Below are 14,398 nucleotides of genomic sequence, written 5' to 3' on the forward strand. Positions count from 1 at the left end.
ATAAAATTATATAAAATGAAATCAATTTTTAACCCAACTGACAATCAAGAAATTATTAGCAGAATTAATTCGTTAAGCTCAGAATCTCAGGCAAAATGGGGTAAAATGAGTGTGGATCAAATGTTAAGTCATTGCATTGCTCCTATTGATATTGCTTTTGGAAATTCAAGTCTTAAAGCGAGTTTTTTGATGCAAATTTTAGGAAAAATGGTAAAAGCAAAAATGTTGAAACAAGATATTTTTAAGAAAAATAGTCCAACTGCTCCATCATTTATTAGAACTGAAAAATATGATTTTGAAGCTACAAAAAATGAATTAATAGGAAAAATTCAGCAATTTGAAAAAGAAGGACACGCAGTAATTAAAAACACAAAACATCCTTTCTTTGGCACGATGACGTATCAAGAATGGGATCGTTTACAATTTATGCACCTAAATCATCATTTAGAACAATTTGGAGTTTAAAAAAAGTTATGAGTTATGACTTGTGAGTTGTAACTTTGCACTTCAAATAAATAAAAAGCTATGCGCGTAGATATAATCACTGTTTTACCTGAATTAATAAGAAGTCCGTTTGAAGGTTCTATGATGAGAAGAGCCATTGATAAAGGCTTCGTAGAAGTTCATTTTCATAATTTACGCGATTATAGCACGAACAAACAAAAAAGTGTTGACGATTATCAATTTGGCGGTGGCGCTGGAATGGTGATGAATATTCAACCAATTGACGATTGTATTACGAAATTAAAAAGCGAACGCGAATACGACGAAATCATTTACATGACGCCAGACGGAGAAACGCTAAACCAAAAAATGGCGAATTCCATGTCGATGTTAGGAAATTTAATCATTTTGTGTGGGCATTATAAAGGTGTAGACCAACGTGTGCGTGATTTACATATTACGAAAGAAATTTCAATTGGCGATTATGTTTTATCTGGTGGCGAATTAGGAGCCGTAATTTTATGCGATGCCTTATTCCGATTGATTCCTGGTGTGTTGAGTAATGAAACTTCAGCCTTAACAGATAGTTTTCAAGATAATTTGTTGTCACCACCAATTTATACACGTCCAGCTGAATATAAAGGCATGAAAATTCCGGATATTTTATTGAGCGGTAATTTCCCAGAAATAGAAAAATGGCGCGAACAAAAAGCCTACGAACATACAAAAGAAAGACGACCAGACTTATTGGAGGAGTAAAATATTTACGATTTACAATTTTAGATATACGAAAAATCCCGAGCTTATAACTCGGGATTTTTTATTTGTAATAGTAAGATTTTCTTATTTAATATCAAGTGGAATTCTAACACCAATTGCTATATTTAAACCTGGTTCAGAAATTCCAAATTGTCTGAAACGCGACATGTGATTGACATATTCTTTATCCAACACATTGTTTGCAGTTAAAGTAATTTCTGTTTTCTTATATGTTGTAAAAAGTCCGAAATTTAATAACGAATAACCTTTCGTTTTTAACTCATTTTCCTCAATCTTATTTTGAGCGAATGTATAAGGAACACTCACATTAAATGATGTTTTCGAGAATTTTCTAAAATCGTTGAAATTAAAATAAATTGTGTTAGTTAATTTAGTTGGCGACATCATTGGTAAGAAAGAATCATTATCTGTTCTTTTACCTTCTAAAATGGCATATTTAGTTTCAAATCGGAACCATTTTACTGTTTTTGGATGAATATCTAAGCGTGCTTCACCACCGGTTAATTCGGCATTTGTTTGATAATATTTATATTCTGAAACTAATTCTGAAGGATTTGTATTATTTGGCACTAAATTTCCTGTTGGAGCAATAAATATATAATTGCAAATAGAATTAAAAAAATAAGAACCCTCAATAGTAACAGATGAAGTCACATAAGTTGCATTGAAATCAAATTGATTGTTATATTCTTTTTCAAAATTTGCATTTCCAACTTCAAATCTTCTCGATTCCAATTTATATCCATTTGTAGTTAATTCATTTAAATTTGGCGAGCGATATCCTTTTGCCAAACTTGTTCTTAATGTTAAACTATTTGCAATCGTGTAAGCTAATCCTACAGAAGAACTCACATTTTCATATGATTTAGATATTGCCGGAATGGCATAATTTACACTTGATGTGTTTTCAGTATCTAATTGTCTTGAATCATATCGTGTTCCGACAGTAAAATTGAAATTTTTATAATCAAATTTACTTACTGCAAAAAAACCTAAATCGTTTACAGCTGCATCTGGAATCAATATAGTTGCGGTTCCATTATTGTTTTTGTTATTTTGAAACATCCCTTGTGAACCAATAATTGTGCTAAAATTATTCCATTTTGGCGCATACCATTTTACGTTATAAGTTACAGTCTGCAAAGTCATATCAACATACTTATAGCCTTTTTTTACACCAGCAAGTTCTTCATTTTCTGCACGATGATTGTTTTGATATCCTACAATGACATCAAATTTAGATTTACCTGTTAGAAACGTTGAAGTTGATGTTAATCTGTGATCCACTACTGCATGAAACGGTGCTTCAATTTCGAATGGATATTTTTCTTTTTCGTTTACATCTGTGTTGATTAATTCCCCGTTTGGACCAAAAGAAATGTCTTTTCCATCTAAAATTCCAAAAAAAGCTTGGTTATAATTGTACGATATATTAGTTGAACCCCATTTTCTATCTGTACCAATATATGTTTTTAAACCATATTCTAACAAACGCGTATTTGGTGTTCTGAAAGATTGATTGTTTATGAAATAATCAGAATATAATTTTCCTAATGCACTAACACCCCAATTGTATTTTTCTTTGGCGCCATCAACATTTGCCAAAGCTCTCCAACCTAAATTATTAGAAGACATTGATGAAAAATAAGATCCTTTAGTCGTTCCAACTGCTGCTGGTTTTGATTTTACGAAATTTATGACTCCGCCCATAGCTTCCGGACCAAATAATAAACTTTCTGGTCCTTTTATGACTTCAATTCTTTCTACACCATTTTCATTAACACCAATTCCGTGTTCATCATCCCATTGTTGTGTTTCAAAACGAACACCATCAATAACAGTTAATACTCTATTACTTGATAAACCTCTAATTACTGGTCGTGAAATTAATGTTCCAGTAGTAGTGGCATCAATTCCTGGAATCTTATTTATAACATCCATAATGGTGAAACCACCAACTTTTTGAATGTCTTTACTATCAGCAATATCTACTTTGAACGTATTGTTTTTTTGCTCATTTATGAATGAATTTGAAACCACAATTTTATTAATTTCAATAACTTGATTTTCCAATTGAACATCTAATTGAATTTCATTAAATTGAGAATTCACTGGAACTTGTTTTACAAATGACTCATAGCCAACATGTGAAAATTGAAGTTGAATGTTACCTTTTGCTTTTAATATTACAGCGTAATTTCCAGATTCATCAGTAGTTACACCTTTATTTAATTCACTAATAAAAACATAAACATTTGAGATTGGATTGTTTGTAATTTTATCTGAGACAAAACCTTTTATAGTAGTTTGAGAGAAGGAATTTTGCATGACGAATAAAACAAAAATCCATTTTAGTAGGTTATTCATTAGGTTAAATTTTAATTTTGGGTTTTCAAAAATACAATAATATTTAATTCGATTACAAAAAAAAATCCCGAGTCTAAACTCGGGATTTTCTGAAAATATATTATCGTAAATCTAAAATCTGTAATCGTAAATTAATTATACATTTTTGTACGTAATTCTTTTATTTTATCGTCTTCTAAGTATTCGTCAAACGTCATGTAACGGTCGATAACACCATTTGGAGTAATTTCTAAAATACGATTTCCAACTGTTTGAGCAAATTCGTGGTCATGTGTTGTTAACAAAATCGAACCTTTAAAGTTGTTTAACGAGTTGTTAAACGCTGTAATTGATTCTAAGTCTAAGTGATTGGTTGGTTCGTCTAACATTAAAACATTCGCTCTAATCATCATCATACGAGACAACATACAACGCACTTTTTCTCCTCCAGACAACACATTACATTTTTTCAATGCTTCTTCTCCAGAAAAAATCATTTTTCCTAAGAATCCACGAACATAAACTTCATCACGTTCTTCTTCTGTTTTCACCCATTGACGTAACCAATCCACTAAGTTTAAATCTACATCATCAAAAAAGCTGTGATTTTCAACTGGCAAATACGATTGTGTTGTGGTTACTCCCCAATCATATGTTCCTGAATCTTGTTTTTTCAATCCATTTAAAATATCGTAAAAAGCAGTTGTAGCACGAGAATCTTTAGAGAAAACTACAATTTTATCGCCTTTAGCCATATTTAAATGCACATCTTTAAATAGCAATTCGCCATCTTGTGATGCTGATAAGTTTTGCACATTTAAAATTTGATCACCTGCTTCACGCTCCGTTTCAAAAATAATGGCAGGATATCTTCTACTAGATGGTTTAATTTCATCTAAGTTTAATTTTTCAATCATTTTCTTACGAGAAGTTGCTTGTTTCGATTTCGCAACATTGGCACTAAAACGACGAATAAATTCTTCTAATTCTGCTTTCTTCTCTTCTGCTTTTTTGTTTTGTTGTGCTTTCTGACGAGCCGCTAATTGGCTACTTTCATACCAGAATGTATAGTTTCCAGAATAGTGTGTAATTTTCGCAAAATCAATATCTGAAATATGTGTACAAACCGCATCTAAAAAGTGACGGTCATGCGATACAACTAAAACGGTGTTTTCATAATTTGCTAAGAAATTTTCTAACCAACCAATTGTTTCAAAATCTAAGTCGTTGGTAGGCTCATCCATAATTAACACATCAGGATTACCAAATAAAGCTTGTGCTAATAACACACGAACTTTTAATTTTCCTTCTAATTCACCCATTGCAGTATAATGGTGTTCAGCTCCAATTTCTAAATTTGATAATAAAGAAGCTGCATCACTTTCTGCATTCCAACCGTTCATTTCGTCAAATTTCAATTGCAACTCACCTATTCTATCTGCATTTTTATCATCGTAATCTGCATACAAAGCGTCCATTTCCGATTTAACAGCGTGTAAGGTTTTATTTCCAATCAATACCGTATCTAAAACCGTATATTCATCAAACATATTGTGGTTTTGGTTTAAAACCGACATACGTTTTCCTGGTTCTAAAATTACTCTACCTGCAGTAGGATCCATTTCACCAGCAATTATTTTAAGAAATGTAGATTTCCCGGCACCGTTAGCACCAATAATTCCATAACAGTTTCCTTGCGTGAAAGTAGTATTTACTTCGTCGAATAAAATTCTTTTACCAAATTGTACCGATAAATTAGAAATTGTAAGCATGTATTTTTTGTTTTAATTTGCGGCAAAATTAACAAAAATGTGCGAGTTTTCACAGTTTTTATTTTTATAATTCTGTTAAGTATTTTTAACGTCATATTAACACGATTACTATTTTTATTCAAATATATTTGTTACGTTAATAAAAACGCCCCTATGCTAAAAAAATACTCTTATATTAATTTTATATTACTTTCAATTCTACTTACATCGATGACCTCATGTAAAGATGGCATGATTGGCGGCAATCAAGTAGCTTATTTTGGTGGTGAAATTGAGAATCCAAAAAGTAATTTTATTGTTTTCATGAAAAACGATAAAGTTATTGATACTTTTTATTTAGATAAAGAAAATCGCTTTTTCCATAAATTCGATTCATTAACTCCAGGATTATATAGTTTTAAAGACGAAGCAGAATATCAATATGTGTTTTTTGACAAGAACGATAGTATTATGGTTCGTTTAAACAGCAATGATTTTGACAACACTTTAATGTTTTGTGGACGTGGCGATGAAAAAAATAATTTCATGATGGAGTTATTTTTGAAAGACGAAAACTTAAAAAACAATATGTTTGGAATGTATGAAAAAGACGAAAAATTCTTTTCAAAATATATTGATTCCTCTTATCAAAATACAACAAAATTATACAACAAAAGAAAATCGTTTATTAACTGGTCTGAAGAGTTTGATGAAATTGCAAAAGCGAATATCGAATTGAATTACGCCTACAAAAAAGAGATTTATCCAATCATATATGAATTCAAAACAGGTAAAAGTATCAAAACTAATTTACCAAAATCGTACTATAGTTATAGAAAGAAAATCGATGTAAACAAACCTAGTTTATTGCATTATATTCCATTTATTAATTATATGACGAGTATGTTGAATAATATTGTTTTAACAGATTCTAAAGGTCATTTGGATGATATGAGTTTAGAAAACAATATTAAAAAACTACAAATTGCCGATACTCTAATTAGAGACAAACACGTTAAAGATTTAGTAATTAATAATGTGGCTAATATGTATTTATTATCGGATCAATGTTCCATAAATAATGGGAAGTTTTTTAGTTTATATTCTAAAATAGTTTCAGATCCCAAATTGAAAGCGGATGTAATGCAAACTGCTGAAACCATTAAGAAACTTAAATGCAATAGTATTTTACCAGATGTTACTTTGTTCGATGTGAATAATAAGCCTGTAAAAATTAAAGACTTACTAACTAAGAAAACCATTATTTATTTTTGGACAAAACAAGCAGAATCACATGCTATTTATTCTCATAAAAAAGTAGATGAACTTAAAACGAAATATCCAGATATTCAATTCATTGCTGTGAACATTCATAATTCACAAAATGATTGGGTAAAGGAAATTAAAGAGAAAAACTTTACGAATTCTATTGAATTAAGAGCTCCAAATTTTGAAGAACTGAAAGACAAATGGGTAATTAATAAAGTATATAGAACGATGCTTATAAATAAAAATGGTTCTATAAATAATGCATTTGTGAGTATGTTTGATGCAAACTTTGAAAGTTATTTGAAATAAAATTATAAGATGCTAAAACTAGTTCAGCATGACAAAATAAATAATAAAAAAGGCGTTCAAATTAACTGAACGCCTTTTTTATTTATGTGTTGAAAATTATTTATTTCCTTTTTCGTAATCTGCAACAAACTGAGCAATTCCTATATCAGTTAATGGATGTTTTAATAATCCTGTAATTGACGACAATGGTCCTGTCATCACATCGGCTCCAATTTTCGCACAGTTAACAACATGCATCGTATGACGAACTGAAGCGGCTAAGATTTGAGTTTCGAAACCATAGTTGTCATAAATTTGACGAATTTCATCAATTAAATTTAAACCATCCGTTGAAATATCATCTAAACGACCTAAAAATGGTGAACAATATGTTGCACCAGCTTTAGCAGCTAATAAGGCTTGTCCAGCAGAAAATATTAAAGTTACGTTTGTTTTAATTTCTCTATCTGAAAAATATTTACACGCTTTAATTCCATCTTTAGTCATTGGCAATTTCACCACAATTTGATCGTGCAAATCTGCCAATTCTTCTCCTTCTTTAATCATGCCTTCAAAGTCAAGCGCATTCACTTCTGCACTTACATCTCCATCCACTAAATTACAAATATCTACATAATGTTTTAAGATATTATTTTTTCCAGTAATGCCTTCTTTAGCCATTAATGACGGATTTGTAGTCACACCATCTAAAATACCTAATTCTTGAGCTTCCGCGATGTCTTTTAAGTTTGCTGTATCAATAAAAAATTTCATTTTCTGTATATTTAATTAAGTTGACTTTTATTCTTTTTACAAAATTACGATATAAAACTTCAATTTCAAGTTTCAATTATAATTTATAGTGATTCATTAGGATTTTCTCGTACATTTTATCTGGCAAAATTCTTTTCAAAACGATAGAGAATTTCTGCATAAAAGCGCCGACTTTATAATGAATTTTTGGATTTTTTGTTTCGATAATCTGATGAATCGCTACAGCCATCTCTATTGGATTACTTCCGCCTGAAACGTGTTCGTTCATCATGTCTAATTGTGTTTGATATACTTTTTCGTAAGCTGAACCTTTTATAACTGGCGCGTGAAATCTGCGTGAAGCAATATCTGTCGCAAAATCTCCTGGCGCAACGTTTGTAATGTGAACTCCAAATGATTTGGTTTCCATTCGTAACGATTCTGTGATTAATTCTAAAGCTCCTTTTGATGACGAATAAACACTTCTAAAAGGTAATCCCATATAACCCGCAATAGAAGTAATATTGATGATTAAACCGCTTTTTTGAGTACGCATTTGTGGTAAAATCGCTTTCATGGTTTCTATTGGTCCGAAAACATTTGTTTCAAAATTATTTTTAATTTCTTCTAACGGAATTTCTTCTAACGGTCCAGTTATTCCTACTCCAGCATTATTGATTAACACATCAATTCTTCCTTCTAATTCTATAATTTTAGCGATACAAGATTTGATTGAATCCGAATTTCTTACATCTAAATCGACTAATTTAATTTTTGAATTTGATATAGCCGAAGCATTTCTACTCGTTCCATAAACCACAAATCCTTTTTCCGATAAGAATTCACCGATGGCTTTTCCAATTCCTGATGAACCACCAGTGATAAGTATTACTTTTTTCATTTTTTTATAAAATATATACAGTATGAAGTAAGGCTAATAACATAATAATAAATAGCATCACAAAATTAAAGAAATAGATAAAACAGAATTTAAGAAAGGTTTTAATTCTAGATTCTTGATAAAATTTTCGATACGATTTATAGAAGATGATTTGAAGAATTAGAAAAACTGCAAATTCGTACCAGCTGTTACATTCATAAGGAGTTAAGCCAACTAAAGTTGAAATTATGGCAGAAAATGAAAGTATTAATAAAAGAGTTGAAAAATAATGAAAGGTAAAAATACCATGATCAAAAAACCACCATTTCTTTTTATCATGTGTGAGCCATAATCCAAAAGCAAAAAACGGCATAAAGAAGAAAATCCATTTAGGTAAATTAGAAATCGCTTTATTAAACATCATTTTATTAATTTCTCTGATGGTATATTTCTGATTTAACTTGGTCATCTTATCGTTGATATTTATATCTAACCACGTTTTTTCCGAGTTATTATTTGCTCTTTTTCCTCCAATAAATCTTACTTGTTCGTTAAAAACATTCTTTTTATTAAAATAACTATCATTATACTCTGTTCCTGTTGTAACTATATCTTCCACATCATGAAAAACAAATGCATTAAATACAAAAAAAGCAAAAAAGTTGATAAAGATGAAAAGCTTAACTGGCGCCATAAACTTTTTCCTTTGACCATTTAAATAAATTATAGACAAAGTTGCAGGCGTGTACAATAAGTATTTTATGGCTTTCCAAAAGCTATTATCGTAATGCACTAAATCTTCAATAAAGTGCGTAAATAAATAATGAAATGATTTTTTAGTTTCTGTATTTTCTTGTCCACAAGTAGGGCAAAAACGTACAGTAACTTCATCTCCGCAGTTTAGGCAAGTTGTATCTTCTCTTAATTTACCGTGACTCATTGTTTTCAAGTTTTAATCTTGTAAAACTAAATAAAAAAAAGTGCATACAAAAGTTTGTATGCACTTTAAAACTACTTTAAAAGCAAATTACTTTTTGTCTTTTTTCTTTGTATCGCAAGAAGCTTCTTTTTTGTCTGATTCTCCACAACACTTTTTACCGTTTACAGAACAAGATTTTTCTGTTTTCACTTTTTTCTTTTGTTTTGGTTCTTGGGCATTTGTAGTTGTTGAAAATAAAAATGCCACTGCTACTACTAAAATTAATTTTTTCATTCTGTTTGATTTAAATTGGTTACTATTATTTGTTATTAATTGATTATTATTTTTTTAGTACAATAAAATTTATTGTCTAAAACAAATGTGATGACCTGAATTTTATCTTCAGAATTTACTAAATTAAAAGTCATCGTATTGTTTCCTTGTTTTAATTCGTCAATTTCACCATCATCTAGCAATTGGCCACTTTCGTTAGTCACAAAATAATCTAAAGTGGCTACATAAGGCAAATAAAACTGAATTGAAACCGAATTTTCTTTGGTTGGATTTGGAGAAACTGTAAAAGTAAATTCATTTTTCCCGTCAATACTACTTTGTCCTAAAATGGCATTTTTTATTAATTTAACTTCATAAATGGTTGCTCCAGCACTTGTTGTATTAGTTTCATTGTTAGTAAATGGGTTTATTGAAGGACTGTCAATTCCACCATAAATATGACCAATCACAAATTCATTAGCAGTAATATCATTTAATTTTATGACCTCATTAGAATAATGCGGCAAGTTTTTATTTGGAATAAATTCTGCGCCAGCGCCTTTTAAATTTGGCATTTCAACCTCTAATTTATATTCTGATAAATCACTGTTTGCCACACGCGTTGTTCTACTTATTGTTTTTACAAAAGGTACATCATCATCCTGAACCAATGTCGTTCCATTGTAATAATACCTGCTAATTCCACCAAAAAATAAGTTGTGCATTTTATTCTCAATTCCATCATACAAACCTACTTTTGCACTGTGATAGTTGCTTAAATATTGATTAAACTGAGTTTGTGGAAAATAGCCACTTGCTTTTATATCAACTGGATACAAGAATGGCAGGTCGGCATTAATTTGAAACACACCTGATGAAATGGTATAACCTTCTTCCCCATTCGGAAAAACTTGCGGCACCAAATTATAATCACGACGGTGCAAATGCACTACATCTTCCACAAAAGAATAATTATTATAACTCAGTTGTGTTCCTGAATTATCAATCGTAAATTTCTGTACTTTGTTGATATAACTTTGTTCGAAAGTTGGATTATTCATTGGATTGTATCTCCCAGTAAACACTTGTCCACCAATCAAATAAAATTCATTTCCAATTTTCCCTAATTGTCCGCCTGTATTTTGAAATATAGGATTGGTAATTTGTTTAAAATTAGAAGAAATTGAAGTTCCATTGATAACAGCATCAATTAAGTTTGGCACTTGAATACTGGTTAATTTATCAAAAGTCACATGATCATTTAGTGATTCTGAAAAAGCATAACCTCCAATAATATATAAAACGTCACCATCTTGATAAAAATTCATATTGGTTGCTTGCAATTGTTCTTTTAAACCTGTGGCTAATGAAGTTAATGGTGTAGACCAAACCTGTTGCGTTTCCACATCAATTACAATTATATTAGAATTGTTTTGCGAGTTTGGAAATGCATTAAAAGGTTGTCTGGCATGAACACCATCTTTTCTTCCACCTAATATTAACCATTTTCCGTTATGTTGCGCAAAAGCATAAGAATGTAAACCTTGTAAACCTGGAATAGCTATAGGTGTAAGTTGTACGTTATAGTCAAACGTAATTTGTGCAATACTTACTTTATAAAAAAGTAAGATTACAATGATAAAATATTTTTTCATTTATAAATAGCATTAAGTTATTCCACTAATATCTATGAACAGATTTAGCAGTAAAATAATTTAAACTGAAATATTTATGAAATAATTTTCGGAGGTTGCCAAATGGAATTTTGGTACTTAGAAATAAGATTTTCTTGGTAATAAATCTTCTCTTTTTTTGAAGTAATAACAACTGTTTTTACAGGTGCTTTGTATAGTTTTGATTGTAGATAATTCACAGGTGTAAAACTTAAACTCATAATGATTTTACCCTTTTCGCAACAACCACTTTCAAAATCATTATTGTCACAAGAAGATGATTTGCACGTTTCACTTAACTGCATTTTGATAACTCTCACAGATGGAAGAGCCATTAATGCAGTTAAATAGAAACAAAATATTATTGCAAATAATCTCATTAATTTATTTTTACAAAACTTTACTTTGGCAAATAAAATCAGTTCTTGGTAACTCTGTTGTTTTAGCAATCGCATTAAAGCCACCATCAATTTCAGAGAAATTTCTGTAGCCACGTGCTTGTAAAATGGATGCTGCAATCATACTACGATATCCACCTGCACAATGTAAGAAAAAATGTTCGTTTGGATTGATGTCTTTTACCCAATTGTTGATGTAAGCTAATGGTTTACTGAAAGCGTCTTCAACATGTTCTGCTTCGTATTCACCTTCTTTTCTAACATCTATAATTTTGCTTTCACCTATTTTTACTTCTTTTTCGAACTGTTCTGCAGAAATTCTATTAACCGTATCCACATCAAATCCTGCAGCTTTCCATGCATCAAATCCACCTTTTAAGTGTCCTAAAATGTTATCAAAACCAACACGAGATAGCCTAGTTACTGTTTCTTCTTCTTTACCAATTTCTGTAATTAAAGCAATTGGCTGATTCACATCTGCAATTAAAGCGCCAACCCAAGGAGCAAAATCACCATTAATTCCAATGTTTATCGATTGAGGTACAAATCCTTTTGCAAAATCACCGCTGTTTCTTGTATCTAAAATTAAAGCTCCAGAATCTTCTACAATTGCTTCAAATTCATTCGCATTAATTTCTTTCATTCCATTATTTAAAACATTCTCAAAACTTGGAATCCCTTTTTTATTCATGGCAACGTTCATCCCAAAATATGCTGGTGGTGGCAATAAACCATCTGTAACTTCTGAAATAAATTCTGCTTCTGTCATGTTCGCACGCAACGCATAATTTTTTTCTTTTTGTTCACCAATAGTGGAAACCGTTTCTTTACTCATGTTTTTTCCACAAGCCGAACCTGCACCATGTGCTGGATAAACAATAACATCATCAGCTAAAACCATTACTTTATTTCTTAAAGAATGAAATAAAATCCCTGCCAATTCATCTTGTGTCATGCTTGCAGCTTTCTGAGCTAGATCTGGTCGCCCAACATCACCAATAAATAGCGTATCTCCAGAAAAAACAGCATGATCTTTACCATTTTCATCTATCAATAAGTAGCAAGTACTTTCCATTGTATGACCAGGTGTATGCAATACTTTAATTTTGATATTTCCTACTTCAAAAATTTGTTCATCTTTGGCAGAAATGATTTCAAAATCGGGATTTGCATTTGGACCATACACAATTGAAGCGCCCGTTTGTTTGCTTAAATCTAAATGTCCAGAAACGAAATCAGCATGAAAATGCGTTTCGAAAATATATTTTAGTTTAACATTATCGTTTTTTAATCTTGTGATATATGGAGATGTTTCACGAAGTGGATCAATAATAGCAGCTTCTCCATTTGAAGTAATATAATAAGCGCCTTGTGCCAAACAACCTGTATAAATTTGTTCTATATTCATTTGTTCTTTTATTAAAATCTAATACAAATTTAGCTGTAATTTTTAAATAAATTTGTGATAATTATCATAAGATTATTTTTTTTCAAAAAATTCATCGTCGCTATGAAAAAATGCGGTTAACCAAATAACTCGTGACAAACGCATAATCCAAGGTTGTAAAATAATTAAGAAGAAAATATTAATTGGTAGCCACCAAAAAATTTCTTTGTTTTGTAAAGTATAACCAGTTACAAAGACCCAAATTGCAAATGTTATTAAAGAAAAACCTACGGTTAAACCATAACTAACATAGCCTGTTCCTTGAAAAAAACCTGGTTCAATTTCTGTTCTTTGTCCACAAACATTACATTTTTCAACCATTTTATTTCCGTTTGGAAAATTGTACCATTTATTAACAAACAAATTCCCTTCGTGGCAACGTGGGCATTTAAATGAGAATAAATTTTTTAAAAATTTAAACATAACTTATTTTCTGACAAAGATACTCTTTATTAAAAAGTCATACAGTTACAATTGTTACAAAAAAAAATCGACTCAAGTGAATGAATCGATTTTAATTAATCTTCTATTTTCTTATTGTTTTTTGACAACAACATATTTTTCAATATTTACAATATCTAATTTATCATCATAAAATTCAACAACTAAATTTCCATCGGTATCGAAATAACCAATGGCAGTTCTATTACCTGATCTGAAAATATAACTATTTGTTGATGTTTTTCTCAATAAAGCTTTCATTTCACCTTGCGTGATAATATAACCTGAAGCGTCAAGATCTAATTTGTATATTTTTCCATTAGATTCGTAGTAAGAACTTCTATCTACATCAACCGTTCTGGTTGTTCCATCAGGATTAGTAATTTTTGTGATTTTAGTTACTTCTACTGGCGAATCTACTGTAGGAATATTTTTTGTACCTACTTTTTCATCACCTAGAACGATTTTTTGATCTTTTTTGATTACTTCGGTTTTAACCGTTTTGTGAGTTCCGTCTGAATCTTTTACTGTTGTAGTTTTAGTCTTCACTTCCGTCTGTGTATTTTGCGCTTCAATTTGAATTGAGAACAAAAATGCTATTGTACTTAAAATTACTAATTTCATATCTTTATGTGTTAGATTGTTACATTACAAATTTACGTGCAAGTTCTAAATTTTAATTGTCATAATTTTGCTAAAATGTTTCATAATTCACATATAAATAGCATTTCAACGT

General features: G+C 30.4%; 14 protein-coding genes. 3 read left to right on the top strand and 11 right to left on the bottom strand.

Annotated elements, in window-relative coordinates:
- Positions 1-15 precede the first annotated feature (15 nt).
- Both BMX42_RS00505 and trmD read left to right on the top strand, forming a co-directional pair.
- A complete protein-coding gene (locus tag BMX42_RS00505) occupies positions 16-465 on the top strand; it encodes a DUF1569 domain-containing protein (RefSeq protein ID WP_091306736.1) in 450 nt (149 codons plus the stop codon).
- A gap of 60 nt (positions 466-525) precedes the next feature.
- The gene (gene trmD, locus BMX42_RS00510) at positions 526-1,203 is read left to right on the top strand and encodes a tRNA (guanosine(37)-N1)-methyltransferase TrmD (protein WP_091306740.1); all 678 of its coding nucleotides are present in this window, start codon (positions 526-528) and stop codon (positions 1,201-1,203) included.
- Between the two features lie 84 nt (positions 1,204-1,287).
- On the opposite strand, the gene BMX42_RS00515 is transcribed toward trmD, so the two are convergent.
- Together BMX42_RS00515 and BMX42_RS00520 are read right to left on the bottom strand one after the other, a co-directional pair.
- Positions 1,288-3,591 carry a TonB-dependent receptor gene (locus tag BMX42_RS00515; RefSeq protein ID WP_091306744.1) on the bottom strand — a complete coding sequence of 768 codons (2,304 nt, stop codon included), beginning with the start codon at positions 3,589-3,591 and terminating at the stop codon, positions 1,288-1,290.
- Positions 3,592-3,722: 131 nt separating this feature from the next.
- Positions 3,723-5,342, bottom strand: a complete 1,620-nt coding sequence (locus BMX42_RS00520; protein ID WP_091306748.1) for an ABC-F family ATP-binding cassette domain-containing protein — start codon at positions 5,340-5,342, stop codon at positions 3,723-3,725.
- Between the two features lie 153 nt (positions 5,343-5,495).
- On the opposite strand from BMX42_RS00520, the gene BMX42_RS00525 reads away from it, so the two are divergent.
- A complete protein-coding gene (locus BMX42_RS00525) occupies positions 5,496-6,899 on the top strand; it encodes a TlpA family protein disulfide reductase (RefSeq protein ID WP_091306751.1) in 1,404 nt (467 codons plus the stop codon).
- Between the two features lie 96 nt (positions 6,900-6,995).
- On the opposite strand, the gene fsa is transcribed toward BMX42_RS00525, so the two are convergent.
- The 9 genes from fsa to BMX42_RS00570 all read right to left on the bottom strand — a co-directional run bounded on the left by fsa (position 6,996) and on the right by BMX42_RS00570 (position 14,286).
- Positions 6,996-7,652, bottom strand: coding sequence for a fructose-6-phosphate aldolase (gene fsa, locus BMX42_RS00530; RefSeq protein WP_091306754.1), 657 nt, complete (start codon positions 7,650-7,652; stop codon positions 6,996-6,998).
- 76 nt (positions 7,653-7,728) lie between these two features.
- The gene (locus tag BMX42_RS00535) at positions 7,729-8,532 is read right to left on the bottom strand and encodes an SDR family oxidoreductase (protein ID WP_091306758.1); all 804 of its coding nucleotides are present in this window, start codon (positions 8,530-8,532) and stop codon (positions 7,729-7,731) included.
- 4 nt (positions 8,533-8,536) lie between these two features.
- Positions 8,537-9,451 (bottom strand): DUF3667 domain-containing protein, encoded by a 915-nt coding sequence (locus BMX42_RS14590; RefSeq protein ID WP_245748193.1) that lies wholly within the window; start codon positions 9,449-9,451, stop codon positions 8,537-8,539.
- A gap of 87 nt (positions 9,452-9,538) precedes the next feature.
- Positions 9,539-9,724: a hypothetical protein gene (locus tag BMX42_RS00545; RefSeq protein ID WP_091306762.1), complete on the bottom strand. Its 186-nt coding sequence runs from the start codon at positions 9,722-9,724 to the stop codon at positions 9,539-9,541.
- 35 nt (positions 9,725-9,759) lie between these two features.
- Positions 9,760-11,358: a hypothetical protein gene (locus BMX42_RS00550; RefSeq protein WP_091306765.1), complete on the bottom strand. Its 1,599-nt coding sequence runs from the start codon at positions 11,356-11,358 to the stop codon at positions 9,760-9,762.
- A gap of 74 nt (positions 11,359-11,432) precedes the next feature.
- Positions 11,433-11,756, bottom strand: coding sequence for a hypothetical protein (locus tag BMX42_RS00555; protein WP_143055572.1), 324 nt, complete (start codon positions 11,754-11,756; stop codon positions 11,433-11,435).
- A gap of 10 nt (positions 11,757-11,766) precedes the next feature.
- The gene (locus tag BMX42_RS00560; RefSeq protein ID WP_091306773.1) at positions 11,767-13,182 is read right to left on the bottom strand and encodes an MBL fold metallo-hydrolase; all 1,416 of its coding nucleotides are present in this window, start codon (positions 13,180-13,182) and stop codon (positions 11,767-11,769) included.
- 72 nt (positions 13,183-13,254) lie between these two features.
- The gene (locus BMX42_RS00565) at positions 13,255-13,644 is read right to left on the bottom strand and encodes a DUF983 domain-containing protein (protein WP_091306777.1); all 390 of its coding nucleotides are present in this window, start codon (positions 13,642-13,644) and stop codon (positions 13,255-13,257) included.
- A 111-nt stretch (positions 13,645-13,755) separates the two neighbouring features.
- Positions 13,756-14,286 carry a hypothetical protein gene (locus BMX42_RS00570; RefSeq protein ID WP_091306781.1) on the bottom strand — a complete coding sequence of 177 codons (531 nt, stop codon included), beginning with the start codon at positions 14,284-14,286 and terminating at the stop codon, positions 13,756-13,758.
- Between the last annotated feature and the right edge of the window lie 112 nt (positions 14,287-14,398).

The organism is Flavobacterium terrigena, from assembly GCF_900108955.1.
Classification (GTDB): domain Bacteria; phylum Bacteroidota; class Bacteroidia; order Flavobacteriales; family Flavobacteriaceae; genus Flavobacterium; species Flavobacterium terrigena.